This window comes from Amycolatopsis sp. ATCC 39116 (assembly GCF_000231075.2).
Taxonomy (GTDB): domain Bacteria; phylum Actinomycetota; class Actinomycetes; order Mycobacteriales; family Pseudonocardiaceae; genus Amycolatopsis_E; species Amycolatopsis_E tucumanensis.
On sequence record NZ_AFWY03000038.1, the window covers coordinates 29924 to 54269 of the forward strand.

Here is a 24346-nt window from a genome sequence, read left to right on the forward strand (position 1 = left end):
GCGGCGAAGATCCAGACTCCGGGGTGCGGCCGGAGGATTCCGCGCCCCGTCACGGAATGGGGAACCCATGAGAAGACTGAAGCGGCCGTTCGCGGCCGCGGCACTGCTGGCCGGCCTGCTCTCGCTGTTCGTGGCGCCGAGCGCGGGCGCGGCCCAGCAGGCAGGCGAGCCGGTCACGTCGCTGGACGGGCTGGTGCTGCGCCCGGCGCACCCGAACCAGGTCAAGGGCGGCGTCAACACGATGGCCGAGGAGCAGGCCTACCTGCTCGGCCCGGCCTCGGACCCGGGCCGCTGCCTGGACGCCGACCTCAACACCATCAACCGCAACGGCACCAAGGTGCAGCTGTGGGCGTGTGACGAATACGCGGCTCAGCAGGCCTGGTACATCCGGCAGATCCCGGAGGGCTACTACCGGTTCCAGAACGCCTACAGCGGCCGCTACCTCGACGCCGACCTGAACACGATCAACCGCAACGGCACCGTCGTGCAGCTGTGGGACTACGTGGCCGGCGCGAAGAACCAGTGGTTCGCCGTCAACGAGATCCCCGAGGGCTACCTGCGGCTGCAGAACGTGCAGAGCGGCCGGTACCTCGACGCCGACCTGAACACCAGCTACCGCAACGGCACGGTCGTGCAGCTGTGGCAGTACGTGGCGGGCGCGCAGAACCAGTGGTGGTTCTGACGCTCCCGTGAACGCCGGGCGCCGGTTGCCGGCGCCCGGCGTTCGTCCGGTCAGAGCAGTTTGTCCAGCGTGATCGGCAGGTGGCGCACCCGTTTACCCGTCGCGTGGAACACCGCGTTCGCCACGGCCGCCGCCACTCCCGTGATACCCACCTCCCCGGCGCCGACGATGCCCAGCGGCGTCGTGGGGTCCGGGTCGTCCAGTGTGGACACTTCGATGCGTGGCACGTCGGCGTGCACGGGCACGTGGTACTCGGCCAGGCTGGGGTTCATGATCCGCCCGGTGCGCGGGTCCACCAGGGTCTCCTCGGACAGGGCCATGCCGATGCCCATCACGATCCCGCCGCGCAGCTGGCTCGCCGCGGTCTTCGCGTTGACCACCGTGCCGATGTCGAACACCCCGAGCCACCGCGAGATCCGCACCTCGCCGGTGTCCGGGTCGACGCGCACCTCGCAGAACTGCGCCCCGGTCGCGGCCCGCACCCGCCGCCGGTCGCGCACGAACCGGCCGATGAGCCGGGCTTGACCGGCGAGGCGGCCGAAGCGGCTGTCCGACCCGACCGAGACCTCCACGTGCGGCACTCCCGCCCGCCGCACGGCCGCCACCAGGTCCCCGGACCCCTTCGGCAGGCGCCGCTTCAGCTTCTCGGCCGCTTCGAGCACGCTGGCCGCCACGCTCGCGGTCTGCGTCGAACCGCCCGCGGTGGGCGCCACCGGCAGCGCCGAGTCGCCGTACTCGACGCGCACCGCGTCGACCGGCACGCCGAGCGCGTCCGCGGTGATCTGCGCCTGCGCCGTCGCCGCGCCCATGCCCATGTCCTGGAAGCCGCAGCGCAGGAGGACCGTGCCGTCGGCCGACAGCCGCAGCGTCACGTTGGCGGTGAACAGCCACGCCGGGTGGTAGGCCGTGGCGACCCCCATCCCGACCAGCCACCGGCCGTCGCGCGTCGCGCCGGGCTCCGGCGCCCGGTCCCGCCAGCCGAACCGCGACGCGCCGGCTTCGTAGACCTCCCGCAGCCTGCGGTGGGTGAACTCCTTGCCGTCCAAGGGGTTGCGCTCGGGTTCGTTGCGCATCCGCAGCTCGATCGGGTCCATGCCGAACTCGGCGGCCAGCTCGTCGACCGCCGACTCGACCGCGAACGTGCCGATCGACTCGCCGGGCGCGCGCATCGACGTGTTCGGCACCAGGTCCAGCTCGACCGTGCTCGCCTGGATGAGGATGTTGTCCGCGCCGTAGAGGTGCCGCGACTGCGAGGTGACCTGCTCGGGCGCGCCGCCGACGCGGCCGGTGCGGGTCACGCTGGTGTGGATCAGCGCGGTCAGCGAGCCGTCCCGGTCCGCGCCGAGCGCGACGCGCTGGATCGACGGCGTCCGGCCGCCGACCGTGCGGTACACGTCCTCGCGGGTCAGCACGAGCCGCACCGGCCGTCCGGTCGCGCGGGCGGCCAGCGCGGCGAGGACCGTGCCCGGCCAGACCATGGCCTTGCCGCCGAAACCGCCGCCGACGAACGGCGCGATCACCCGCACGTCGGCGACGGGCACGCCGAAGCGGACGGCGAGGTGGTTGCGGCACCAGTCGATGGACTGGGTCGATTCGTGCACGGTGAGGCGGTCGCCGTCCCACTCCGCGATGGTGGCGTGCGGTTCGATCGCGTTGTGCTGGTGCGGCGGCGTGGTGTACCGGTGGTCCACGGTCACCGGCGCCTCGCCGAACGCCTTCTCCGCGTCGCCCTTCTTCGCCTCGCCCGGGGAGACCGGGCTGTACGGCTGCTTCTTCGCGTGCGGCGCCATCGACTCGAAGTCCACAGTGGAGGGCAGCAGCGTGTACTCCACGCGCACGAGCGCCGCCGCTTCCTTCGCCGCGGCCGAGGTTTCCGCCACCACCACGGCGACCGGCTGCCCGTCGAAGTGGACCTCGTCGTCCTGCAGGTAGTTCACCGAGGTGCCGGACACCAGCGTGCTGAGGTTGAGCGGGTTCACCTTGGGCGCCGGCTTGAGCGGGGGCGCGTTGTGGTGGGTCAGGACGGTGATGACGCCGGGCACCGCGCTCGCCGCCGTGGTGTCGAGGCGGGTGACGCGGCCGCGGCTGATCGTGGCGTGCACCAGCGCGGCGTGCGTGAGGCCGGGGCGGAGGTGCTCGGCCGCGAACCGCGCCGCGCCGGTCGTCTTGGCCGGGCCGTCGCGGCGGTCCAGCGGGGCGCCGATGACGCTCATGCCGCACCTCCCCCGGTGGCCAGCTGACGCAGGGTCGCCACGGTCGTGCGGACGGCCAGGCCGACCTTGAACGCGTTGGCTTCCCGGGTGATCGCGGGCGCGAGTTCGGCTTCGGCGGCGCGGCGGAAGGTGTCGTCGGTGGCCGGCGCGCCGACCAGGAGCCGCTCGGCCTCGGCCGCGCGCCACGGCTTCGTCGCGACGCCGCCGAGCGCCACGCGTGCCTCGGCGATCTCCCCGTCCTCGACGCGCAGCGCGGCGGCGACCGAGACCAGGGCGAACGCGTACGACGCGCGGTCGCGCACCTTGCGGTACCGGGAGTTCGCGGCCACCGGCACCGGCGGCAGCTCGACCGCGGTGATCAGCTCGTCGGGCGCCAGCGCCGTTTCGACGTGCGGGGTGTCGCCGGGCGCGCGGTGGAAGTCGGCGATGGGGATCCGCCGGGTGCCGCGGGTGCTCTCGACCTCGACGACGGCGTCGAGCATCGCCAGCGCGACGGCCATGTCGGAGGGGTGGGTGGCGATGCAGTGGTCGCTCACGCCGAGAACGGCCGTGGAGCGGGCGAACCCGTCGAGGGCGCCGCAGCCGCTGCCGGGTGTGCGCTTGTTGCACGGCGCGGCGTCGTCGTAGAAGTAGAGGCAGCGGGTGCGCTGCATCAGGTTGCCGCCGACGGTCGCCATGTTGCGCAGCTGGGCCGAGGCGCCGTGCAGGATCGCGTGCGCCAGCACCGGGTACCTGGCGCGGATGACCGGGTGGGCGGCGAGGCGGCTGTTGCGCACGAGGGCGCCGATGCGGACGCCGCCGCCGGGCAGCTCCTCGACGGCGGTCAGCGGCAGGCGGCTGACGTCGACCACGGTGGCCGGCTGTTCGATGCCCTCGCGCATCAGGTCGACGAGGTTCGTGCCGCCGCCGAGGAACTTGGCGTCGCCGTCCGCGACGGCCGCGAGCGCGGCGGGCACGTCCGGGGCGCTGACGTAGGTGAACGATCTCATTCCGCGACCTCCCGGATCGCGTCGACGATGCCGTTGTAGGCGCCGCAGCGGCACAGGTTGCCGCTCATCCGCTCGCGGATCTCCTCGTCGCTCAGCTCCGGCGAGGTGGTCAGGTGCTCGGTGACGGCGCTCGGCGCGCCCTCCTTGTGCTCGGCGAGCATGCCCACCGCCGAGCACAGCTGGCCCGGCGTGCAGTAGCCGCACTGCAGGCCGTCGGCGCGGACGAACGCCTCCTGCAGCGGGTGGCCGAGCCCCTCGACCGTGGTGATCTCCCGCCCGTCGTACTGCACCGCCAGCGCGAGGCAGGAGTTGATGCGGTCGCCGTCGGCCAGCACGGTGCACGCGCCGCACGCGCCCTGGTCGCAGCCCTTTTTCGTGCCCGTCAGACCCAGCTCCTCGCGCAGCGCGTCGAGCAGGCTGACCTGGGGCGGGACGTCCAGCCGTTGCGCGGATCCGTTGACCCGCAGTGACACCTCGACCATGTCTGCTCCTCCCGGTTTCTCCCGAAGCTAGCAGGACACCGTCCTCTTAACAAGAGAACAGCGTCCTCTAATCGCGGGTCGTAGAATGATCCGGCGATGTCGAAAGAGTTCCTCCGCGCGCGACGCCCGGAGCACAAGCAGCAGCGACGCGAGGCGATCCTCGCGGCGGCGCGGGAGCTCGCGCTCACCTCGGGCGTGCGCAACGTCAGCCTGGGCAGCGTCGCGGCCGCGGTCGGGCTCGCGAAGTCCAACCTGGCGCGCTACTTCGCCACCCGCGAGGAGATCTACCTCGAACTGGCGGCGCAGGAGTTCCACGACTGGGAGACGGCTGCGCTGGAGCGCATCGCCGCGGCCCCCTCGCCCGACGGCGTGTTCGACGCGCTGGTGGAGACGCTCGAGGAGCGTCCCCTGTTCTGCGACCTGCTCTCGCACAGCTCGATCACGCTGGAGCACAACGTGACCGTCGAGGCGGCGCGTGCCTTCAAGCTACGGACAGCCGAGGCGCTGGCGAAGGTGTCGTCCGCCGTCGCGCGGGCGCGGCCGGACCTGACCGAGGACGAGGCGGGCGAACTGGTCGGCGCGGCGGCCGGTCTCGCCGCGCTGCTGTACCCGGCGGCCAACCCGCCGCCGGTGATGGCAAAGCTGTACGCGGAGGACCCGGTGATCGCCGCGTTGTGCATCCAGTTCGCCCCCACGGCGAAGCGGATGCTGCGGGCCCTGGCGGCGGGGCTGCCGACGCTGCGTGAGGGCCGGGACTGACCTTTTTTGTCCGGTGTGGACAGAATCGGCTGAACCCCTCGTCGGCGGCGGTTTCCGGCGCTAGGGTCCCCAGCGTGACGACGCTGTACGACCTGCCGCTGTCGGAGCTGTCCGAATACCGGCCGCCTCTGGACGAACCCACCGACCTGGACGCCTTCTGGGCCACCGCGCTGGCCGAGGCGGACCGGTCACCGCTGGACCCGGTGTTCCGTCCACAGGAGACTTTGCTGCGGACGGTGGAGGTGTTCGACGCGTCGTTCACCGGCGCGGCGGGACAGCGGATCTCGGCGTGGCTGCTGCTGCCGCGGGACCGGCCGGCGAAGTTGCCGTGCGTGGTGCAGTACCTGGGGTACAACCTGGGGCGCGGCCTGCCGCACGATTACCTGACGTGGTCGGCGTTCGGGTACGCACACCTGGTGGTGGACACGCGCGGCCAGGGCGGGAAGGCGGTGCCCGGCGCGACGGGCGACTCGTGGTCGGCCGGGCCGCACGTGCCAGGTTTCATGACACTCGGGATCCTGGACCCGGAGCAGTACTTCTACCGGCGGGTGTACGTCGACGCGGTGCGCGCGGTGGCGGCGGCGCGGGCGCACCCGTCGGTGGACGCGGACCGGATCGTGGTGGCAGGCGGCAGCCAGGGCGGCGGAATCACGATCGCCGCGGCGGCGCTCGCGCCCGGAGTCGCGGCCGCGATGCCGGACGTGCCCTTCCTGTGCCACTTCCGGCGCGGGGCGGAGATCGCTTCCGAGGGGCCGTACCTGGAGCTGGTGACGTGGCTGGCGGCGCACCGGCACCGGGCCGGGGAGGCGTTTGCCACGCTGCGGTATTTCGACGGGGCCGTGCTGGCTCCGCGGGCTTCGGCGCCTGCGTTGTTCAGCGTGGCGCTGCGGGATCCGGTTTGCCCTCCGTCGACGGTGTTCGCGGCGTTCAACCGGTGGGGCGGGGATGGGGAGATCCGGGTGTGGGAGTGGAACGAGCACGAAGGAGGGCAGGGGGCTCAAGTCGCCGAGCAGGCCTCCTGGTTGAGGCGGATTTTGTAGGCGCTACGCGCGTTTCTACTGCGTCGGCTTCACTTCGTTGCCGACTCGCATCGGGCAGCCGGCAACGAAAAGCAACAACCCCACCGACCAGTCCCCTCCCGCAACCCGATCCCCAGCCAAATCGGTTGCCGAGCCACCGGGTCAAGGCACGCTTTCCCGCCTTGACGCGGTGTCTCGGCAACCGAACAATTCAAGATCGGGTTCGGAAGGGGCTATCCGGGCGTAGCGAAGCGAGGCCGGCGCTTCCAGCCGCGCGCAGCGCAGAAACCCACGTAGCGCCCTCTAATCAACCGGCGCCGCCACCCCGAATCCCCCGTACTTGCCGGCCTTCGCGCGCTTTCGCACCTCGTCGAAGTGCCGGTGCACGGCCTCCTCAGCAGCATCGGCATCCCCCGCCACCAAGGCATCCACGATCGCCTGGTGACGCTTCGCCGTGGAGCTCGCCGAGCCGGCCGGGCCGCCCAGCTCGGCCTCCGCCGCCCGGTACACGTCCCAGAACAGGCGCGTCAGCTCGCGGGCCAGGTCGAAACCGGCCTCGGCGCAGATCAGGTCGTGGAACTCGCGGTCGGCGGCCGCGCTGTCCGGGCCCTTGCGCATCCGCGCCACACACGACTCCAGCGCCGCGATCAGCTCCGGCCGGTGCCGCCGCGCCACCCGGCGCGTCAGCTCGGTCTCCAGCATCTCCCGCACCTCGAGCAGGTCCCGCAACCGGCCCGTCGTCCCCGCCCCGGGCGTCCGGGTGCGGAACAGCAGCCACGTCCGCAGCGCCTCCGAACCGGCCGAGCCGACGAACGTCCCGTACCCGTGCCGCACCTCGACGATCCCCAGCGCCCGCAACGCCCGGATCGCCTCGCGGATCGAATTGCGGCTCACCCCGATGTCGGCCATCAGGTCCAGCTCGGTCGGCATCGGCGACCCCGGCGGGAGGTCCCGCTCGATGATCAGGTCGATGATCCGTTTGCTGATCTCGTCGCCGAGCTGAGGGCGTGCCACATCCAACTCCCCGCCTGCTGACCGCCGGATTTCCGGACATCCTACGTCAGACCCCTTGACCACGGGACGCGCCGCTGTTTACAGTCACCCGGTCGCAGGACGTCCTACGTCCTACTTCCATGCTCCGGCCTGATCAACGACGCACAAGTCAGGAGACGTCATGTCGCACAGCCTGTCCGGCCTCAGCCGCCGCGATTTCCTGCGGTACACCGGACTCGCCGGCACGGCCGCGGCCTTCTCGGTCACCCTGGGGGCCTGTGGCGGACCGGCATCCACCAACACCACGGGCAGCTCCACCGGCACGCTCACCGCGGTCATCGGCTACGGCAACAACCAGACCTGGGACCCGCTGCAGACGGCATCCGCCTTCTCGATGGCCGCCAACCTGCACTGCTACGAATCGCTGGTCGAGGGCGACCCGATCACCCGCGACCCGTTCCCCGGCCTGGCCAAGGCGCTCCCGGCCGACCTCACCGGCACCAGCCTGAAGTTCGAGCTGCGCGACGGCGCCAAGTGGCACGACGGCACCCCGGTGACCGCCGACGACGTCGTCTTCACCTACGCCCGCGTGCTCGACCCCAACGAAAAGGTGCTGGTCCACAGCTTCTTCGCGGACTGGCTCGCCGAAGTGCGCAAGACCGGCGAGAACTCCGTCGAGTTCGTGCTCAAGCACCCGTTCCCGTACGCCCTCAAGCGAATCCAGACCGCCAAGATCTGCCCCAAGCACGTCTTCGAGGGCAAGTGGAAGGACGCCGCGGGCGGCAAGGTCGTCGGCTCCGGCCCGTACAAGGTCGTCGAGCAGGCCCCGCTGTCCTACACCCGCTTCGAGAAGTTCGCCGAGTACAACGGCCCGCGCCCGGCGGCCTACCAGTCCATGCTGTGGAAGTCGATCGTGGACGCCGCGCCGCGCGTCGCGGCCATCTCCGGGGCCAACCCGGAGGCGCAGATCGTGGAGAACATCCCGGCCGCCAACGCCGAACAGCTGCGCAAGTCCGGCCGCAGCGTCGAATTCGCCGACGGCGGCAACAACCTGTTCCTGATGTTCAACACCGCGCACGCGCCGTTCGACAACAAGCTCGTGCGGCAGGCCCTGCACTACGCCATCGACAAGCAGAAGATGATCCAGATCGGCCTGCAGGGCGCGGGCACGGCGGCGACCTCGTTCATCAACCCGAAGCTGCCCGCGTCCCAGCCGGCCGCCAACGACTTCGCCTACAACCCGGACAAGGCCAGGCAACTGCTCCAGCAGGCCGGCGTCACCAACCTGGCGATCACCCTGTCCACCACCAACACCTCGCTCGTCTCGGACTGCGTGAAGGTCATCAAGGAGGGCTGGGACGCGATCGGCGTGACCACCACGCTGGACTCGCAGGACACCAAGGCGCTGTTCTCGAAACTGGACAGCGGCAAGGACTTCGAGGTCGTCGCCACCACCAACAACCCGCTGCAGTTCGGCAACGACCCGGACCTGCTGACCCGCTACTACTACGACAAGACGTCGGTGCTGATGACCACCTACGCCCGGTGGACCGGCCCGGAGTCGCAGGCCCTGCTGGACCTGCAGAACCAGGCCGCCGCGGAGACCGACGAGACGCGCCGCGCGCAGCTCACCAAGCAGCTGCTGGACCTGATCTCCGAGCACGCCGTCATCTACCCCGTGGTGTTCACCCAGCTCGGCACGGCGTGGAACGCGCAGAAGATCACCGGCGTGCGGGCGCAGGGCTACCCGGGCATCTACCTCAACCAGGCCAAGCCGGTCTGAGGGGCGCTGCCATGGCCGTCGTCGTGCGGATGCTGCTCGCCCGCATCCTCGCCCTGATCCCGCTGGTGCTCGGGGTGGTCCTGTTCGTCTTCATCGTCATGCAGTTCTCCCCCGTGGACACGGCGGTGGCCGCGCTCGGCGACGCCAACCCCACGCCGGAACAGCTCCAGCAGTTCCGGCAGGAGAACGGCCTGCTCGACCCGCTCCCGCTGCAGTATGTGCACTTCGTCTGGCACCTGCTGCAGGGCGACTTCGGCACCAGCGTGATCACGAAGGAGCCGGTCGGGCAGGTCATCGCCACCGCGCTGCCGCTGACCGTGCAGCTCACCCTGCTGGGCCTGCTGATCGCGATCGTCGCCGGGCTCGTGCTCGGCGTGACCTCGGCGCTGTTCCGCGACCGCTGGCCGGACCAGCTGATCCGGATCGTCACGCTGGCCGGCGTCGCCGCGCCCGCGTTCTGGATCGCGGTGCTGCTCGTCCAGTGGCTCGCGGTGGGCGAGGGCCTGTTCCCCACCAGCGGGTACGTCAGCCCGGCCGACTCGTTCGGCGGCTGGCTCAACTCGCTGGCGCTGCCCGCGATCTCGCTCGCGCTGCCGGTCGCCGCGCAGCTGACGCGCATCATCCGCACCTCGATGGTCGAGGAGCTGGACAAGGACTACGTCCGCACCGCGCGCGGCGGCGGCCTGCCGCCGGTGGTGGTCGTCGGCCGCAACGTGCTGCGCAACGCGCTGATCAACCCCCTCACCGTGCTCGGCCTGCGGGTCGGCTACCTGCTGGGCGGCGCCGTCGTGATCGAGACGATGTTCGCGCTGCCCGGGATGGGACAGAACATGATCCAGGCCGTCAAGGACGGCGACACCGCGAAGGTCCAGGGCTTCGTGATCACCATCGCGGTCGGGTTCGTCCTGGTCAACCTGATCGTCGACGTGCTGTACCTGATCGTGAACCCGCGCCTGCGGAGCCGGTCGTGATGCGGCAGCTGTACCGGCCCGGGCTCACGCAGCGCCTGTCCCGGCCCGGCATCCGGTTCCGCCGGTTCAACACCGCGTCGTGGATCTCGATCGGGGTGCTGGCCGTGCTCGCGCTGGTGGCGCTCATCGGCCCGCTGCTGGTCAAGGACCCCTACGCGCTGGGCACCGAGGTCACCGGGCCGAACGCCGCGCACTGGTTCGGCACCGACCAGTCCGGCCGCGACATCCTCTCCCGCGTGGTGCACGGCGCCCGCTGGTCGCTCGCGATCGGGCTCGGCGCCGCCGCGCTGGCGCTGGTCTGCGGCGCGCTGATCGGGGCGCTCGCGGCCACCTCCCGGCGCGGGGTGGACTCGGTGGTCATGCGCGTGCTGGACGTGCTGATGGCCTTCCCCGGCATCGCGCTCGCGGCCGTGCTCGTCGCGGTGTTCGGCCGCGGCATCGGGGTGCTGATCCTGGCGATCGCGTTCGTCAACGTGCCGCCGGTGGCGCGCGTGGTGCGGGCGAACGTGCTGGCGCAGTACAGCGAGGACTACGTCGCGGCCGAGCACATCATCGGCGCGCGCCGGTTCTTCATCCTGGTCAAGCACGTCGCGGTGAACTGCGCCGCGCCGATCCTGGTGTTCTGCACGGTGATGGTGGCCGACGCGATCGTGTTCGAGGCGTCGCTGTCGTTCATCGGCGCCGGCATCCAGCCGCCCGACCCGTCGTGGGGCTCGGTGCTCGCCGACGGCAAGGACATGGTGCTCAACGACGGCTGGTGGGCCACGTTGTTCCCGGGCCTGATGATCCTGTTCACGGTGCTGGCGCTGAACGTGCTGTCCGAAGGGATCTCGGACGCGTGGGCGGCGCCGTCGTCCCGCACCGCGAAGGCGGCGGAGGTCGCCAAGGCGGTCGTCGCCGAGGAGGCGGCCGAGAACGTCGCGCCGGTGCTGCCGATCCGCGGTCTGCGCGAGGTGGGCGAACGGTTGTCCCGCCGCGCCCGCGCGCTGACCGGGCGCGACACCCTGCTCTCCGTCGAGGGGCTGACGATCGCGTTCCCGGAGCGGCACAACGGCGTCAACGTCGTCGACGACGTCTCGTTCACCGTGCGCTCGGGCGAGGTGCTCGGCCTGATCGGGGAATCGGGCTGCGGCAAGTCGCTGACCGCGCTGTCGATCGTCGGGCTGCAGCCGCGGACCGCGCGGCTGTCCGGCCGGATCCGCTTCGACGGCGAAGACCTGCTCACGATGAAACCGTCCGCGCGGCGCCGGCACCTCGGGCACGACATCGCGATGATCTACCAGGACGCGCTCAGCTCGCTGAACCCGGCGATGACGATCCAGGCGCAGCTCAAGCAGTTCACCCGCCGCGGCGGCACCCGCACCCCGCGCGAGCTGGTGGAGCTGGTCAACCTCGACCCGGACCGCACGCTGCGCGCCTACCCGCACGAGCTGTCCGGCGGGCAGCGGCAGCGGGTGCTGATCGCGATGGCGTTGTCCCGCAGCCCCAAGCTGATCGTGGCCGACGAGCCGACCACCGCGCTGGACGTGACCGTGCAGGCGCAGGTCATCTCGCTGCTGCTGCGCCTGCAGGAGGAGCTGGGCTTCGCGCTGGTGCTGGTGTCGCACGACCTGGCGCTGGTGTCCGATGTGGCCGATCGCGTGGTAGTGATGTATGGCGGGCAGGTCGCCGAGGCGGGCACGACCGCGCAGGTCGTCGGCGCGCCGCGGCACCACTACACGCGCGGCCTGCTCAGCGCGGTGTTGTCGCTGGAGGAGAACGACGCCCGGCTCACCCAGATCAAGGGCGTCGTCCCGGCCCCGGCGGACTTCGCGCCCGGCTGCCGGTTTTCCGACCGCTGCCCGGCGGCGCGAGCGCACTGCCGCACCGACCCGCCGGTGGTCGAGGGCACCGGGATGGACCACCTCGTCGCGTGCCACCACCCCGCCGAACCGGTGGCGGAACCGGAGGTCCTGGTGAAGGGAGCGCCGGCATGACCCTGCTGGAACTGGACCGGGTGCACGTGGTGCACAAGATCCGCTCGTCCGGGCTGTTCGGGCACGACTCCGTGCACGCGCTGACGGACGCGACGCTGACCGTGCGGCCCGGCGAGACGATCGGCGTGGTCGGCGAGTCCGGGTGCGGCAAGACCACGCTGGCGAAGGTGGTCGTCGGGCTGCAGAAGCCGACCAGGGGCGTCGTGCGTTACCACGGCGAACCGGTGGCCGACCAGCGCGAGTTCGGCCGCGACATCGGCATGATCTTCCAGGACCCGTCGACCGCGCTGAACCGCCGGATGTCGATCGCCCGCATCGTGCGGGACCCGCTCGACGTGCACCGCGTCGGCACCCCGGCGCAGCGGGCCGAGCGGGTGCGCGAGCTGATGGAGCTGGTCGGCCTGCCGCCCAGCGTCGCGGACGCGGTGCCCGGGCAGCTGTCCGGCGGCCAGCGGCAGCGCGTGGCGATCGCGCGTGCGCTGGCGCTGGAGCCGTCGCTGCTGGTCGCCGACGAGCCGACCTCGGCGCTGGACGTGTCGGTGCGCGCGCAGATCCTCAACCTGCTGCTCGACCTGCGGGACCGGCTGGGCCTGGCGATGATCTTCGTGTCGCACGACATCCAGACCGTGCGCAAGATGAGCGACCGCATCGTCACGATGTACCTGGGCCGCATCGTCGAGGACGCCCCGGCAACGGCGATCCCCGGCGACGCGCGGCACCCGTACACGCGGGCGCTGTTCTCCGCCACGCCGAGCCTGCTGAACCCGATCGAACCGATAGTCCTGACCGGGCCGGTGCCGTCCGCGGTCAGCCCGCCGAGCGGGTGCGCCTTCCGCACCCGCTGTCCGAAAGCGACGGACGAGTGCGCCGGGGCGGTGCCCCCGGCCGCCGACGCCGGCGACGGGCACACCTACCACTGCATCCACCCCGAACTCGAAGTGAGCGTGCGATGACTCGATTCACCGGCATCATCCCCCCGTTGTGCACCCCGTTCCGGGACGACTTCACCATCGACGTGGACTCGCTGCGCCGGCACCTGGACGTCCAGCTGGACGCCGGTGTGCACGGGGTGTTCGTGCTGGGCTCGTCCAGCGAGGTGGCGTTCCTGCCGGACCGGCAGCGCCGGGTGGTGATCGAGACGGCGGTGGCGCACGTCGGCGGCCGGGTCCCGGTGCTCGCCGGGTGCATCGACATGACGACGCTGCGGGTCGCCGAGCACATCCGGGTCGCCGAGGATGCGGGCGCGGACGCGCTGGTCATCACCGCGCCCTACTACACCCGCACGCACACGGCGGAGATCGAACAGCACTTCCGGCTGCTGCACGCGCAGGCCTCGCTGCCGATCTTCGCCTACGACATTCCGGTCGCGGTGCACTCGAAGCTGGACCGGGAGATGGTCCTGCGGCTGGCCGAGGACGGCGTGCTGGCCGGGCTGAAGGACTCCAGCGGCGACGAGGCCGGGTTCGGCGCGCTGCTGCTGGGCCGCCGGGAGCGCGGGCTGTCGGAGTTCGCCGTGTTCACCGGGTCCGAGCTGGTGGTGGACCTCGCGCTGCAGATGGGCGCGGACGGCGCGGTGCCCGGACTGGCCAATGTGGACCCCGCCGGGTACGTGACGATCTGGGACCGCGTGCGGGCGGGCGATCTCGCCACGGCACGGCGGGAACAGGACCGGCTCATGCGGCTGTACGACATCACGCATGCCGCGCCGCCGGAGCGGATGGGCCGTGGCTCGGCCGGGCTCGGCGCGTTCAAGGCGGCGATGAAGATGCGCGGGTTCATCGACAACTCGGTGATGGCGCCGCCGCAGCTGCCGCTCAACGACGAGGAGCTGTTGCGCATCAAGGGCGCGCTCACGGAGGCGGGCCTGCTGTGATCCACTACGGCGCGGACTACAACCCCGAGCACTGGGCCGAGGACGTCTGGGACGAGGACGTCAAGCTGATGACCGAGGCCGGGGTCACGCTGGTGACGCTCGGCGTCTTCTCCTGGGCGAAGGTCGAGCCGCGGCCGGGCGAGTACGACTTCGGCTGGGTCGACACGGTGATGGACAAGCTCGCGGCCGCCGGCATCCAGGTCGCGCTGGCGACGATGACCGCCTCACCACCGCCGTGGCTGACCCACCGCCACCCCGAGGTGCTGCCTGTGCGCGAGGACGGGACACGGCTCTCGCCGGGTTCGCGGCAGCAGTTCTGCCCGTCCAGCCGGGTGTTCCGCGAGCACGCCGCGCGGCTGGTGGAGCAGCTCGCGAACCGGTACGGCGACCACCCGGCGCTGCACATCTGGCACGTCGGCAACGAGTACGGCTGCCACATCCGGGCGTGCTACTGCGACACCTCCGCCGAGGACTTCCGGTCCTGGTTGCGCGAGCGGTACGGCACGCTGGACGCCCTGAACGCGGCGTGGTCGACGACGTTCTGGTCGCAGGGCTACTCGGACTGGGCGGAGATCCAGCCGCCGCGGGTGGCGCCGTCGTTCCGCAACCCCGCGCAGCAGCTGGACTACCAGCGGTTCTCCTCGGACGCGTCGCTGGCGTGCTACCGCGTGGAGGCGGAGGTCCTGCGCCGGGTCACGCCGGAGGTCCCGCTCACCACCAACTTCGTCGGGCTGGTGCAGAAGGCGCTGGACTGGCACGCGTGGGAGCCGCACGAGGACGTGGTGTCGCTGGACTCCTACCCCGAGCCCTACGACCCGCGGGGGCACGTCGAGGCGGCGTTCGGGTACGACGTCGTGCGGTCGCTGAAGAACGGGCAGCCGTGGATGCTGCTGGAGCACGCGCCGAGCGCGGTGAACTGGCGCAAGCACAACGGCGCCAAGGCCCCCGGCGTGATGCGGCAGGGCGTGCTGCAGGCCGTGGCGCGCGGCGCGGACGCCGCGATGTTCTTCCAGTGGCGGCAGAGCCGGGGTGGCGCGGAGAAGTTCCACTCGGCGATGGTGCCGCACGCCGGCGCGGACACCCGGGTGTTCGCCGAGGCGCGGGCGCTCGGGCAGGACCTCGCGGCGCTGGCCGACGTCGAGGGCACCCGGGTGCGATCGGACGTGGCGTTCCTGCACGACTGGAACAGCTGGTGGGCACTGGAGCTGGACGCGCACCCGTCGGCGGACGTGGCGCAGCTCGACGCGCACCTGGCGCACTACGCGCCGTTCTTCGACGCCGGCATCTCCTGCGACGTGGTGCGCCCCGATCGCCTGTCCGGGTACCGGCTGGTCGTGGTGCCGAACCTGTACCTGCTCGATGCGGACACCGCCGAGGGCCTGCGCCGCTACGTCGAGGGCGGCGGGCACCTGGTGGTGTCGTTCTTCTCCGGCATCGTCGACTCGTGCGACCGGGCCCACCTCGGCGGCTACCCGGTTGCCCCGCTGCGGGAGGCGCTCGGGGTGGCGGTGGAGGAGTTCTGGCCGCTGGCGCCGGGCACCTCGGTGCCGCTGAGTCCGGAGTGGACCGGCAGCCTGTGGTCGGAAGCCGTGGAGCTGCGCGGCGCGGAGGCTGTCGTGACCTTCGACGGCGGTGACCTGGCCGGTTTCCCCGCGGTGACCCGCCACGCCTACGGCGCGGGTGTCGCCTGGTACCTCGGCACGCGGCTGGACCCGGCCGGGATGCGCGAGCTGGCCGACCGGGTGGCCGCGGAAGCGGGCGTGCGACCGGTCCTGCCCGGGCTGCCCGCCGGGGTCCAGGCGGTCCGACGGGAAGCCGCGGACCGGCAGTTCCTGTTCCTGCTCAACCACAACACGGATGCGGTCGCGGTGGACCTGGGAGAACCGGCCCCCGACCTGCTCACCGGTTCGGCGCCCTCGGCCCGGCACACGTTGCCACCGCGCGGCGTCGCAGTCCTCCGGATTCACTGACCGAAGGGAAGGCACATGAGATCGTTCGCAGCGTGGCGCGCGGTCCCGCTCGTGGCGGTGCTGTTCGCCAGTCTGCTCGGCGGCGGGGTCACCGCCTCCGCCGACACCGCCAGACCGGGCTTCGACCAGCAGTCGCTGTTCAACCCCAAGCAGGAGCAGGGCTACTTCTGCTTCCGCATCCCCGCGATCGTCAAGAGCACCGCCGGCACCCTCCTCGCGTTCGCCGAGGGCCGGGTCAACGACTGCGGCGACGCCGGTGACATCGACCTCGTCCTCAAGCGCTCCACCGACGGCGGCCGGACCTGGTCGCCGCTGGAAGTCATCAACTCCGGCGACGGCGACACACACGGCAACCCGGTCCCGATCGTCGACCAGCAGACCGGCCGGATCGTGCTGATCTCCACCTACAACGCGGGTCTCACCGGCGGCAAGAACTGCGAGGTGCCGTGCGCGCGGACCCCGCACGTGCAGTACAGCGACGACGACGGGCTCACCTGGTCCACGCCGGTGGACATCAGCGCCCAGGCCAGCAGGCCGGAGTGGAACGCCTGGTACGCCTCCGGCCCGGTGCACGGCATCCAGCTCACCAAGGGGCCGCACCGCGGGCGGCTGGTGTTCGGCGTGAACGCCGAAACCGCCGAGGGCACCGACGTGGTGGCCAACCACGGCGCGCTCGTCTACAGCGACGACCACGGCCAGACCTGGCACATCGGCGCGGTGGACACCTATTCGTTCCCGCCGAAGAGCGCATACTCGCAACGGCCCCAGGAGATCAGCGTCGTCGAACTGGCCGACGGCTCGATCTACGCCGGCGGCCGCGAACAGGGCGGCACCGACATCGGCAACCGCGACTACGCGATCAGCCGCGACGGCGGGGAGACGTTCAGCCAGCCGTTCCGGACGATCCCCGACCTGGTCACGCCGATCGTGCAGGGCTCGCTGCTGCGGCTGGACCGGCCGGGGCCGGACCGGATCCTGTTCGCGTCGCCGTCGGACACCGACCGGCGCCGGTGGATGATGATCCGCTCCTCCTACGACGGCGGCCGGAGCTGGGAGAACGCCGAGCAGGGCAGCCGGGTGACCGACGAGTGGTCCGGCTACTCGGACATGGTCCAGATCAGCGACCGGTCCGCGCGCACCACCGAGATCGGCCTGATGTACGAGGGCGGCCCGGTCGACGCGCGCGACGAGATCCGCTTCGCCCGCTTCACCGAGGACGTGCTGGGCTGGCGCAACTCGGCCGGCCCGACCACGCGGGACGTGTCCGGCGAACGGTCGGACGCCTACCTCGTGGGCGGCCCGGTGTCCACGGCAGGCCGCTACGGCAGCGCGCTCTCGCTGGACGGCGTGGACGACTTCGTGCGCGTGCCCTACGACAGCGCGCAGGTGGTCGGCGACGGTGACTTCACGTGGACCGGCTGGGTGCGGTACGGCGCGTCGACGAGCAACCAGGTGTTCTTCTGGATGGGCGGCATGGGCTCGACCGCGCCGCAGATCTGGCTGCGCGGTGAGCCGGGGGCGAACCGGCTGATCGGGTCAATGACCACCACTGCGGGCACCAAGCAGGTGACGTCGGCGGGCGCGTTCAACGATCAGCAGTGGCACCACGTGGCGCTGCAGCGCACCGGCGGCCAGTTGCTGCTGTTCGTCGACGGCGTGCAGGTGGCGGCCGGCCCGGCGGCGGCCGGTTCGGTGACGGAGCGGGTGTCGTTCCAGTTCTGGCTCGGCCGCCGCCTCGACGGCGGCATGGGACTGAACGGCGCGCTGGACGACGTCCGGCTCTACCGCAAGGCACTGTCACCGTCCGAACTGGACGCCGTCCGGGCGAACGCCCCGGTGCGGGACGCCCTGGTGCTGCGGCTGCCGTTCTGAGTCGCGGAGTCCCGGCCCCGTGCGACGGGGCCGGGACTTCACCGCAGCCCGTGCCGGTCCAGCCAGGCGGACAACGTCGCGGCGATCGCCGCGGGCTGGTCCTCCGGGGTGTGGTGCCCGGCGGGGAGATCGTGGTGGACGATGTCGAGAGCCGCGATGTTCTCCGCGCACCACGCGATCATCCGGTCGTCCATCATCGTGTCGAAGCCGGGCCGGAACGTCACGAGCAGCTTCGGCACGTCCGCGCTGGCCGCGAGCCACTTGTCGTAGTGCTCGACACGGGCGACGACGTCGGCAGGCTCCCCGCCCAGCGGCATCGACCGAGCCCACCGCAACAGCGGCACGCGGCTCTCGCGGGTCGGGTAGGGCCGTAGGTAGGCCACGCGGTCCTCCGCGCCGAGCGTCATCGACTCCAGGAAGATGTTGTCGTCCAGCATCATCTTCTCCCCGACGCCCGGGGTTTTGAGCGCCCGGAATATCTCGGCGCCCGCGTCCGGGAACTCGTCCCAGGACATGGGTTTCACGATCGTCTCGGTGACCGCGATGCCCCGCACCCGGCCGGGGTGGCGGGCGGCCCAGTCGAAGGCGAGCGCGCCGCCCCAGTCGTGGCCGACCAGGACCACGTCGTCCAGCCCGAGGTGCTCGAACCAGGCGTCGAGGTAGCGGGCATGGTCGTCGAAGGTGTAGCCGATGTCCGGTTTCGCGGATTCGCCCATGCCGATCAGGTCGGGCGCCAGTTTCCGGCCCGGGCCGACCGCCGGCATGATGTGCCGCCACAGGTGGGACGAGGCGGGGTTGCCGTGCAGGAAGACGATCGGCTGGCCGTCGCCGGTCTCGCGGTGGTGCAGGATCACTTGAACACCGCCGCGTTCGCGCCGGCCCACTCGGCGAAGCTGCGCGCCGGGCGCCGCAGGACGCGCTCGACGTCCTCGCTGACCCGCTGCTCCTCCGGTTTCGGCGCGCCGAGGATGTCCAGTGTGGACTCCACGACCGGCTCGGGCATGGCCCGCAGCATCCGCGTCCGCGCCTCCGCCCGGCTCAGCTCGGCGAAGCGCACCGGCTCGCCCAGCGCGTCGGCGATCGCTGCCGCCTGCTGCCGCGGCGTGACGGGCTCGGGCCCGGTGATCGTGTAGGCCCGGCCGGCGTGCCCGTCCTCACGCATCGCCGCGGCGGCCACCTCGGCGATGTCCACCGGATCGACGGTCGGCAGGGCGACGTCCCCGAACGGCGCCTCGACCGTCCGCCGGGTGCGCACCGTTTCCGCCCAGGCGAACGCGTTGGAGTGGAAGCCGCCGGGCCGCAGTAGGGTCCACTCCAGGCCGGAGCCGACGACCGCGTCCTCCAGTTCTGGCGCGTGCCGCCCGGTCGCCACCCCCTGGGACGACAACAACACGACCCGTCGCACGCCGCCGGCCTTCGCTGTTCCCAGGACGCCGGCGAGGTCCCCGCCGGCCGCGAGGAAGTCCGGCGAGGTGAGCAGGAACAGTGTCGACGCCCCGTCGAGCGCGGGCTTGAGCGTCTCCGGTTCGGTCAGGTCCGCCCGCACGTGCCGCACCCCGGGCAGGTGTTCTTCCTTGCGCGACACCGCCGTCACGGCCTCGCCGGTCTTGACGAGCGCTTGCACCAGCGGCCGCCCGACGTTGCCGGTAGCTCCGGTCACCACGAACATTTTCGCTCCCGTTCTCTTCGTGTGGGAGCGACGCTACTGTCGTGGGGCTAGTAGGTACCTAGAGGAAAGTAGTGGGTCCGGTGACCGAAACCACAGTCAGTCCCGAGCTGGCCTGCCCGATCGCGCCCGTGGTCGACCTCGTGTTCAGCCGGTGGACCACGCCGATCCTGTGGACGCTGAACGAGCACGGCAGGCAACGTTTCGTGGAGCTGTCCCGCCGCATCACGACGATCACCCCGAAGGTCCTGACACAGCGGCTGCGCCAACTGGAGCGCGACGGGCTCGTGGTGCGCACCTACCACGCCGAGGTCCCGCCGCGGGTGGAGTACGAGATCAGCGACCTGGGCCGCAGCCTGGCGCCGCTGTTCGCCACCCTCGCGGAGTGGTCGCCGAACCTGGAGAAGGTCGAGCAGGCCCGCGCCGAGTACGACGCGCAGCAGAAGAAGCGCCCCTGAGCCTCAGGCCGTCAGGAAGCTGATCACGCTGTGCGGCGCGTTTTCGTCGAAGAGCATTTCGTGCGTGTGGCTGCCTTCGAGAGCCGCCGCCGTGCTGCGCGGGAACAGCGCCTGCTCGTATTCCGCCAGTGCCGCCTCGGGGTCGCCGGGATGGGCGGCGATGGCCTTGCCGAGCTCGGCGCCATCGAACATGGCCAGGTTCGCGCCGTCGCCGGACGGGGCCGACAGGTGGGCCGCGTCGCCGAGCAAGGTCACGCCCGGCACCCGGTCCCACTTGTGCCCGATCGGCAGGGCGTTGAGCGGGCGCAGGACCGGCGCGGTGTCGCTGTCGGTGATCAGTGAGGTGAGTTCCGGCGCCCAGCCGTCGAACTCCCGCGCGACCCGCGCGAGGGCGGCGGCGGAATCACTGAAATCGATCTCCGCGAACCACTCCTGTGGTTTGGTGAGCGCCACGTAGGTGTGCAGCGTCCCGCCCGTTTCGCGGTGCGCCGTGATCCCCTTGCCCGGCACGAGCGCCATCAGCGCCCCACCGCCGACGGCCCGCGCGGCGGCGGGGTGCCGGCTGTCAGCGTCGAACAGATAGGTCTCGACGAACGACCGGCCCACATACCGCGGCACCGCGCCGGAGACCAGCGGCCGCACGCGTGACCACGCGCCGTCTGCGCCGACCAGCAGGCTCGTGACGACGGTGCCACCGTTGGCGAAAGCGACCTCGTGGTGGCCGTCGCCGAGGGCGCGGACGCCGGTGACCTTGTGCCCCCAGCGGACGGTGCCTTCCGGGAGCGAGTCGAGCAGGATCCGCCGCAGCTCGCCGCGCTGGACCTCCGGGCGCCCGGCGGTGCCGTCGTCGGGCTGGTCGAGCAGGACCGCACCGTCCGGCGCGAGGACCCTGGTCGCCTCGCGGCCCTCCAGGATGATGCCGCGGAACTCGTCGAACAGGTTCGCCGCGCGGAGGGCGGGCTGGCCGTCGTGCTCGTGGATGTCGAGCATCCCACCTTGGGCGCGGGCCCCCGCGGACGCCTCCGCTTCGTAGACCGTCACCGGGATGCCGTGGACGTGCAGCACGCGAGCGAGCGTGAGACCGCCCAGCCCCGCGCCCACGATCGTGACATGGTTGTTCATGTCCCCTCCTTTTGGAATGCCATTCCATCGTGGAATGGCATTCCAGATATGTCAAGATGGGGGCATGCCACCACGGACCCGGCGCACGGAGGCGCTCTCCCGGGAGCGGATCGTCGAAGCGGCCGTCGAGCTGCTGGACGCGGCGGGTGAGGCCGGGCTGACGTTCCGGACGCTGACCGAACGGCTCGCCACCGGCGCGGGCGCGATCTACTGGCACGTGGCGAACAAGGATGAGCTGCTGACCACGGCGACGGACGCGGTCGTCGCCGAGGCGCTCCCCGCCGCGTCCGCGGGTTCGCCCCAGGAGGAGATCCGCGCCGTCGCGCTGGGCCTGTTCGACGCGATCGAGCAGCACCCGTGGCTCGCGACGCAGCTGTTGATGCAGCTGACCCGCAACCCCGGGGGCCCGGTGGCGCCGCGGATCTTCGAGGCCATCGGACGCCAGATCGGCGCACTGGGGGTCCCCGAACACAGCTGGTTCACCGCGACGTCGGTGCTGGTGCACTACATCCTCGGCACCGCGGGCCAAACCGCGACAGCCGAAGTCAGCACGACGCGGGAGGCCTTCCTCGACACGGTGGCGAGGAGCTGGGAGAACCTCGACCCGGAGGCCTACCCGTTCACCCGCGGCGTCGCGAAGCAGATGCGCAACCACGACGACCGGGAACAGTTCCTCGCCGGAATCGATCTGGTGCTGGCCGGCGTCACCACCCGCCACTCGTCGTAGAAACCCTTGCACCGCGAGCGGGCGTGAGCCGCGCATCAGTCTGCTTCGCAGCCTGAGCGTTCGTTTGCACCGTCAACATGCAGATCCGCTCATTGAAGCCCTGGAGCGTGTACTGTCGGCTTATGAGTGCCGCCCGGGCCAGCGCCGCTTCGCTGGTCACTCCTGCCGAGATCGCGCGGCTGGCGAAGGTGACACGGGCTGCGGTGTCCAACTGGCGCAAACGATACGAGGACTTCCCGGCTCCTGTGCGTGGTACCGGCCGCACCGCCCTGTTCGACCTTGCCGAGGTCCGATCCTGGCTGGACCGGCACCGGAAGGGCGACGATCCCTCGCCGGAAGTGGTGCTGTGGCACGCGCTGCGCACCCGGTACGGCAGTGAGATAGTCCGTGGCTTGGCAGACGTTTCGATACTGCTGACCACCGGATCAGCCCAGGATCTCGAACCGGACCTCATCCCGCTCATCCACGATCTGCTCGAAGAACGCGCACCGGCTGAAGTCCTCACAGCCCTCGTCGAGCGGATGTCCGCGGGCGAGTACACCTCGACACCTCGCCTGGTGCGCGCAATCAGCCACTTCGCCGGTCCGGTGACCGGAACCGTCTACGATCCGGCCTGTGGCATCGGTTCGCTCCTCCTGGCGTTCGCGACTCCCGGCACGTCCCTGGCGGGGCAGGAATGCCACAAGGCCGCAGCACGCCTGGCCGGAGCGCGCCTGAAGCTCGTCGACCCGGACGCCGCCGTGCGAGTCGGTGACTCACTGCGGCACGACCAATGGGATCGGCTGCGCGCCGAACTGGTCGTCTGCGACCCGCCGGTCAACGCTGCGGACTGGGGCCGCGAAGATCTGCTCCTGGACGCCCGCTGGGAATTCGGCGTTCCCACCCGCGCCGAGGGCGAGCTGGCCTGGCTCCAGCACTGCTATTCCCACGTTGCCCCAGGCGGCCGGGCAGTGGTGGTGATGCCACCCTCGGTCGCTTATCGCAAGGCCGGCCGTCGGATCCGAGCGGAGCTCATACGCCGCGGCGCGCTTTCCGAGGTCATCGCCTTGCCACCGGGGATGGCGGCGCTTCATGCACAGCCAGTGCAGCTGTGGCTGCTGGACAGGCCGATCGACGCCGAGTCAGGGCGCGACACGGTGCGGATGGTGGATCTTTCGGCGAACGACCCGGACGAGACGCTCGAGCCCATCGCGAGCCAGATCACGGACGTACCACTGATCGACCTCCTGGACGAGGACGTCGATCTCACACCGGCTCGCTACGTCGCCGCACAGCATGTCGACCACCTGGCCGAGTACGCAGCCGCCTGCGCGGCGGTGGCGACCACGCTGCACGAGCTGCGTGAGCTGCTCCCCGAACTCGGCAAGGGCCTGGGTACCCTCGACGGCCCGTCGATCAAGGTGGCGGATCTCGTGCGCGCCGGGCTGGTCTCGCTGACCGATGACGGAGCGACCTCGACGAGTGACCGGCTGGACACCGACTTCCTGCGCGGCTTTCTGAGCAGCGCCGCGAACGTCAAGCGCGCGACCAGTGGCAGCGGCAGTTTCCGCACCGACGTCACCGGCTCCCGGATCCCCCAGCTGAGCGTCGACGAACAACGTCGTTACGGCGCGGCGTTCCGCGCGTTCGAGGAGTTCGACCGGTTGCTCGCGGAACTGGCGAAACTGGGGCAGCGCGCTACATCTCTGGGCCGGGACGGTCTCACCCTCGGTGCGCTGCGCCCAGAACCAGGGAATTAAGCGGGCAGGAAAGGGCTGGGCGCGCCACTCCACGACACGGACAGGCGTTCGCGGGCCCGGGTGCAAGCGACGAACAGCAGGCAACGCTCCTTGAGCAGGTCGCTCGCATGCTGCTGCGGGTCCACTTCCACGGGCGTGACCTCCTTGGCGAAAGGGACCGCGCGGGCTGTGACGCCCACGACCGCGACACAGCGGAACTCGAGCCCCTTCATCGCGTGCATGGTCGCCAGCCGCACGCCCTCGGTCCCGGCCGCCGGACGATCCTTGACCAGAACCGCCGGGATGTCATCGGCCCGCAGCCGGTCACGCACCTTGTCCAGGAGGATGTTGAACCGAGTGCACACCGCGATCTCGTGGGGCAGCACGCCTTGCCCCAGCCATTCCCGCACGCATTCGGCGAGTGCGTCGATCTCCGAGTTCTCGTCGGGGTATCCCGCGATGTGCGGCCGGGTGCCGTGCAGCAACGAACGGTAGCCGATCAGGCTGTCATCGCCCTCCCCGCTGAGCTGGTCGACCTGGACGTCGGCCATCACGCCGGTGGACCAGCCGAGGATCTCAGCCGTGCTGCGGTAGTTGACACGCAGCCTGCTGCTCCGTCCGGTGACCGGGATTCCCAGTGCCCGCAACGACACCCGCGAGTCGTAGATCCGCTGATGTGGATCGCCAGTGATGAACAGGTCGTCCGGTCCTTCGGACACGGCCGCCCGCAGCACCCGCCACTGCGCAGGGTGCAGGTCCTGCGCTTCATCGACCACCACGTGGTCGTACCGGTGTCCAGTAACGTCCCGGCTCGACAAGAGCTTCGCGGCTTCCGCGCAGACCAGCAGATGTGTGGTCCGCCCCGCGAGTTCAGTGAAGAAGGCGCTCATTGCCTGCCACAGGCGCTCCCGTTGCGAAATGCGCAGCGCGGAGCCACGGCCGCGTCGCTCGGCCCGGAGGTAGCCGGCCTTGTCCTCGATGCCTTGGGCCAACACCACGTGCCGGAACTCCTGCATCAGGAACTGCTCGGTCCACGGCAGGTCAAGGCGGCGCACGAGACGTCGCCAGATCTG

21 protein-coding genes are annotated in these 24346 nt (G+C 71.1%); 13 read left to right on the plus strand and 8 right to left on the minus strand.

Annotated elements, in window-relative coordinates; translation table 11 throughout:
- Positions 1–67 precede the first annotated feature (67 nt).
- Positions 68–682 (plus strand): RICIN domain-containing protein, encoded by a 615-nt coding sequence (locus AMY39116_RS0329525; protein WP_020421215.1) that lies wholly within the window; start codon positions 68–70, stop codon positions 680–682.
- Between the two features lie 50 nt (positions 683–732).
- On the opposite strand, the gene AMY39116_RS0329530 is transcribed toward AMY39116_RS0329525, so the two are convergent.
- Genes AMY39116_RS0329530 through AMY39116_RS0329540 form a run of 3 tightly spaced genes read right to left on the minus strand, consistent with a single transcriptional unit; the run spans position 733 to position 4366 of the window.
- Positions 733–2895: a xanthine dehydrogenase family protein molybdopterin-binding subunit gene (locus AMY39116_RS0329530; RefSeq protein WP_020421216.1), complete on the minus strand. Its 2163-nt coding sequence runs from the start codon at positions 2893–2895 to the stop codon at positions 733–735.
- Complete coding sequence (locus AMY39116_RS0329535) at positions 2892–3884, minus strand: xanthine dehydrogenase family protein subunit M (protein ID WP_020421217.1); 993 nt, start codon at positions 3882–3884, stop codon at positions 2892–2894. The genes AMY39116_RS0329530 and AMY39116_RS0329535 overlap by 4 nt, the downstream gene beginning before the upstream one ends.
- The gene (locus AMY39116_RS0329540; protein WP_020421218.1) at positions 3881–4366 is read right to left on the minus strand and encodes a (2Fe-2S)-binding protein; all 486 of its coding nucleotides are present in this window, start codon (positions 4364–4366) and stop codon (positions 3881–3883) included. The genes AMY39116_RS0329535 and AMY39116_RS0329540 overlap by 4 nt, the downstream gene beginning before the upstream one ends.
- A 96-nt stretch (positions 4367–4462) precedes the next feature.
- Here AMY39116_RS0329540 and AMY39116_RS0329545 point away from each other — a divergent pair, with 96 nt between their 5' ends.
- The gene (locus AMY39116_RS0329545) at positions 4463–5125 is read left to right on the plus strand and encodes a TetR/AcrR family transcriptional regulator (protein WP_020421219.1); all 663 of its coding nucleotides are present in this window, start codon (positions 4463–4465) and stop codon (positions 5123–5125) included.
- A 74-nt stretch (positions 5126–5199) separates the two neighbouring features.
- A complete protein-coding gene (locus tag AMY39116_RS0329550) occupies positions 5200–6165 on the plus strand; it encodes an acetylxylan esterase (RefSeq protein ID WP_020421220.1) in 966 nt (321 codons plus the stop codon).
- A 282-nt stretch (positions 6166–6447) separates the two neighbouring features.
- On the opposite strand, the gene AMY39116_RS0329555 is transcribed toward AMY39116_RS0329550, so the two are convergent.
- Entirely contained in the window at positions 6448–7158 is a 711-nt protein-coding gene (locus AMY39116_RS0329555; RefSeq protein ID WP_020421221.1) for a FadR/GntR family transcriptional regulator, read from the minus strand.
- 160 nt (positions 7159–7318) lie between these two features.
- Here AMY39116_RS0329555 and AMY39116_RS0329560 point away from each other — a divergent pair, with 160 nt between their 5' ends.
- From AMY39116_RS0329560 to AMY39116_RS0329590, 7 genes are read left to right on the plus strand one after another with little or no spacing between them, the layout of a single operon-like run.
- Complete coding sequence (locus AMY39116_RS0329560; RefSeq protein ID WP_020421222.1) at positions 7319–8920, plus strand: ABC transporter substrate-binding protein; 1602 nt, start codon at positions 7319–7321, stop codon at positions 8918–8920.
- Positions 8921–8931: 11 nt separating this feature from the next.
- The gene (locus AMY39116_RS0329565) at positions 8932–9891 is read left to right on the plus strand and encodes an ABC transporter permease (RefSeq protein ID WP_020421223.1); all 960 of its coding nucleotides are present in this window, start codon (positions 8932–8934) and stop codon (positions 9889–9891) included.
- Entirely contained in the window at positions 9891–11867 is a 1977-nt protein-coding gene (locus AMY39116_RS0329570) for a dipeptide/oligopeptide/nickel ABC transporter permease/ATP-binding protein (RefSeq protein ID WP_027936320.1), read from the plus strand. Before AMY39116_RS0329565 ends, AMY39116_RS0329570 begins: the two co-directional genes overlap by 1 nt.
- A complete protein-coding gene (locus AMY39116_RS0329575) occupies positions 11864–12820 on the plus strand; it encodes an ABC transporter ATP-binding protein (RefSeq protein WP_020421225.1) in 957 nt (318 codons plus the stop codon). The genes AMY39116_RS0329570 and AMY39116_RS0329575 overlap by 4 nt, the downstream gene beginning before the upstream one ends.
- Positions 12817–13740 (plus strand): dihydrodipicolinate synthase family protein, encoded by a 924-nt coding sequence (locus AMY39116_RS0329580; RefSeq protein WP_020421226.1) that lies wholly within the window; start codon positions 12817–12819, stop codon positions 13738–13740. The genes AMY39116_RS0329575 and AMY39116_RS0329580 overlap by 4 nt, the downstream gene beginning before the upstream one ends.
- The gene (locus AMY39116_RS0329585; RefSeq protein ID WP_020421227.1) at positions 13737–15710 is read left to right on the plus strand and encodes a beta-galactosidase; all 1974 of its coding nucleotides are present in this window, start codon (positions 13737–13739) and stop codon (positions 15708–15710) included. Before AMY39116_RS0329580 ends, AMY39116_RS0329585 begins: the two co-directional genes overlap by 4 nt.
- 15 nt (positions 15711–15725) lie before the next feature.
- Positions 15726–17582 (plus strand): sialidase family protein, encoded by a 1857-nt coding sequence (locus tag AMY39116_RS0329590; protein ID WP_020421228.1) that lies wholly within the window; start codon positions 15726–15728, stop codon positions 17580–17582.
- Positions 17583–17620: 38 nt separating this feature from the next.
- Here the strand turns inward: AMY39116_RS0329590 and AMY39116_RS0329595 are convergent, their stop codons facing one another.
- Positions 17621–18436 (minus strand): haloalkane dehalogenase, encoded by an 816-nt coding sequence (locus AMY39116_RS0329595; protein WP_020421229.1) that lies wholly within the window; start codon positions 18434–18436, stop codon positions 17621–17623.
- Positions 18433–19251, minus strand: a complete 819-nt coding sequence (locus AMY39116_RS0329600) for an NAD(P)H-binding protein (RefSeq protein WP_020421230.1) — start codon at positions 19249–19251, stop codon at positions 18433–18435. The genes AMY39116_RS0329595 and AMY39116_RS0329600 overlap by 4 nt, the downstream gene beginning before the upstream one ends.
- Before the next feature lie 80 nt (positions 19252–19331).
- Between AMY39116_RS0329600 and AMY39116_RS0329605 the strand changes: the two genes are divergently transcribed.
- A complete protein-coding gene (locus AMY39116_RS0329605) occupies positions 19332–19706 on the plus strand; it encodes a helix-turn-helix domain-containing protein (RefSeq protein ID WP_027936321.1) in 375 nt (124 codons plus the stop codon).
- Positions 19707–19709: 3 nt separating this feature from the next.
- Here AMY39116_RS0329605 and AMY39116_RS0329610 read toward each other — a convergent pair whose 3' ends face one another.
- Positions 19710–20828 carry an NAD(P)/FAD-dependent oxidoreductase gene (locus tag AMY39116_RS0329610; protein ID WP_020421232.1) on the minus strand — a complete coding sequence of 373 codons (1119 nt, stop codon included), beginning with the start codon at positions 20826–20828 and terminating at the stop codon, positions 19710–19712.
- A 64-nt stretch (positions 20829–20892) separates the two neighbouring features.
- Here AMY39116_RS0329610 and AMY39116_RS0329615 point away from each other — a divergent pair, with 64 nt between their 5' ends.
- Together AMY39116_RS0329615 and AMY39116_RS0329620 are read left to right on the plus strand one after the other, a co-directional pair.
- Positions 20893–21555, plus strand: coding sequence for a TetR/AcrR family transcriptional regulator (locus AMY39116_RS0329615; RefSeq protein ID WP_020421233.1), 663 nt, complete (start codon positions 20893–20895; stop codon positions 21553–21555).
- A gap of 122 nt (positions 21556–21677) precedes the next feature.
- Positions 21678–23294 carry an N-6 DNA methylase gene (locus AMY39116_RS0329620; protein WP_020421234.1) on the plus strand — a complete coding sequence of 539 codons (1617 nt, stop codon included), beginning with the start codon at positions 21678–21680 and terminating at the stop codon, positions 23292–23294.
- Here the strand turns inward: AMY39116_RS0329620 and AMY39116_RS47650 are convergent.
- Positions 23291–24289 carry a 3'-5' exonuclease gene (locus AMY39116_RS47650; RefSeq protein WP_235716245.1) on the minus strand — a complete coding sequence of 333 codons (999 nt, stop codon included), beginning with the start codon at positions 24287–24289 and terminating at the stop codon, positions 23291–23293. The two genes, AMY39116_RS0329620 and AMY39116_RS47650, sit on opposite strands and share 4 nt — an antisense overlap.
- Positions 24290–24346 lie beyond the last annotated feature (57 nt).

What these genes read in the sequence shown, in the direction of transcription:
- AMY39116_RS0329530 (WP_020421216.1), bottom strand. Translation starts at nt 2,895, where the DNA reads ATGAGCGTCATCGGCGCCCCGCTGGACCGCCGCGACGGCCCGGCCAAG.
- AMY39116_RS47650 (WP_235716245.1), bottom strand. Translation starts at nt 24,289, where the DNA reads ATGCAGGAGTTCCGGCACGTGGTGTTGGCCCAAGGCATCGAGGACAAG.
- AMY39116_RS0329590 (WP_020421228.1), top strand. Translation starts at nt 15,726, where the DNA reads ATGAGATCGTTCGCAGCGTGGCGCGCGGTCCCGCTCGTGGCGGTGCTG.
- AMY39116_RS0329565 (WP_020421223.1), top strand. Translation starts at nt 8,932, where the DNA reads ATGGCCGTCGTCGTGCGGATGCTGCTCGCCCGCATCCTCGCCCTGATC.
- AMY39116_RS0329560 (WP_020421222.1), top strand. Translation starts at nt 7,319, where the DNA reads ATGTCGCACAGCCTGTCCGGCCTCAGCCGCCGCGATTTCCTGCGGTAC.
- AMY39116_RS0329615 (WP_020421233.1), top strand. Translation starts at nt 20,893, where the DNA reads ATGCCACCACGGACCCGGCGCACGGAGGCGCTCTCCCGGGAGCGGATC.
- AMY39116_RS0329570 (WP_027936320.1), top strand. Translation starts at nt 9,891, where the DNA reads ATGCGGCAGCTGTACCGGCCCGGGCTCACGCAGCGCCTGTCCCGGCCC.
- AMY39116_RS0329600 (WP_020421230.1), bottom strand. Translation starts at nt 19,251, where the DNA reads ATGTTCGTGGTGACCGGAGCTACCGGCAACGTCGGGCGGCCGCTGGTG.
- AMY39116_RS0329610 (WP_020421232.1), bottom strand. Translation starts at nt 20,828, where the DNA reads ATGAACAACCATGTCACGATCGTGGGCGCGGGGCTGGGCGGTCTCACG.
- AMY39116_RS0329575 (WP_020421225.1), top strand. Translation starts at nt 11,864, where the DNA reads ATGACCCTGCTGGAACTGGACCGGGTGCACGTGGTGCACAAGATCCGC.
- AMY39116_RS0329525 (WP_020421215.1), top strand. Translation starts at nt 68, where the DNA reads ATGAGAAGACTGAAGCGGCCGTTCGCGGCCGCGGCACTGCTGGCCGGC.
- AMY39116_RS0329545 (WP_020421219.1), top strand. Translation starts at nt 4,463, where the DNA reads ATGTCGAAAGAGTTCCTCCGCGCGCGACGCCCGGAGCACAAGCAGCAG.
- AMY39116_RS0329540 (WP_020421218.1), bottom strand. Translation starts at nt 4,366, where the DNA reads ATGGTCGAGGTGTCACTGCGGGTCAACGGATCCGCGCAACGGCTGGAC.
- AMY39116_RS0329580 (WP_020421226.1), top strand. Translation starts at nt 12,817, where the DNA reads ATGACTCGATTCACCGGCATCATCCCCCCGTTGTGCACCCCGTTCCGG.
- AMY39116_RS0329620 (WP_020421234.1), top strand. Translation starts at nt 21,678, where the DNA reads ATGAGTGCCGCCCGGGCCAGCGCCGCTTCGCTGGTCACTCCTGCCGAG.
- AMY39116_RS0329535 (WP_020421217.1), bottom strand. Translation starts at nt 3,884, where the DNA reads ATGAGATCGTTCACCTACGTCAGCGCCCCGGACGTGCCCGCCGCGCTC.